General features: G+C 77.6%; 1 protein-coding gene. It reads right to left on the bottom strand.

The genetic code is table 11. The features are described from left to right. Nucleotides 1-630 (bottom strand): AraC family transcriptional regulator (locus J7F03_RS33600; protein WP_251072893.1); only part of this gene is annotated, 630 nt, incomplete at its 3' end. Between the last annotated feature and the right edge of the window lie 213 nt (nucleotides 631-843).

The raw sequence follows: 843 nt of genomic DNA, 5'->3' as shown, positions 1-843 counted from the left end.
GGTCCGGTCGGCGGCCGGGGTCGGGCGGTCCAGGTACTGGGCGTGGTCGCCGGTGCGGAAGGGGCCCGTCACCATCGCGCGGGCGATGGCCGCGGCCGCCTCGGCGCCGTGGGCCTCGCGGACCAGGTGGAGGCAGAGGTCGATGCCGGAGGCGACCCCGGCGGAGGTCCACAGCCCGTCGTCCTCGACGTAGAGCGGGGCCTCCTCGACGCGCACGGCGGGGTGGCGGCCGGCCAGCGTCGGGGCCAGCGCCCAGTGGGTCACGGCCCGGCGGCCCGCCAGCAGCCCGGCCTCGGCGAGGATGAAGGCGCCGGCGCACAGGGCGGCCACCGGGATGCCCCTGGCGTGGGCGTTCCGCAGGGCCTCGAGAACCGGCTCGGGCGTCGGATCGCCGGGCCGGGCCAGAGCGGGCACGACGACGAGGTCTGCGCCGGCGAGCCAGTCCAGCCCCCGGTCCGGAGTGAGGGTCAGCCCGCCGGGAAGCGGGATCGGGTCGGGAGACAGGGCGCACCGGCGCAGCTCGAAGGGCGGGACCCCGAGGCGGCTGAGGTCGTAACCCCAGACCTCGGTGATGACGGCGAGGTCGAAGGCGCGGATGCCGGGCTGTACGACGATCGCGACGCGGTGCATGGCGGTGAGTCTGCCACGGCCGTCCCGGCGGTCAAGGGGGCTGTGGGGGGCTGTGGGACGGCGGCGGGGGTTCCGGCGGAGGAGGCTTCGGGGGTACGTCCGGGGTCTGTGGGGGGCTTGTGGGGGCTCCTGGGGGTTGCGCGTGGCCCGCGGGGCTGCCGGGAGGGTGGGGGGCGGGGGTCGGCGGGGGTGTGCGAAGGGTCTTCGCCGCGG

Source organism: Streptomyces sp. ISL-43 (assembly GCF_018614195.1).
GTDB lineage: Bacteria > Actinomycetota > Actinomycetes > Streptomycetales > Streptomycetaceae > Streptomyces.
Note: the sequence above shows the minus strand (reverse complement) of the source record. Positions and strands in the feature narration are given on the sequence as shown.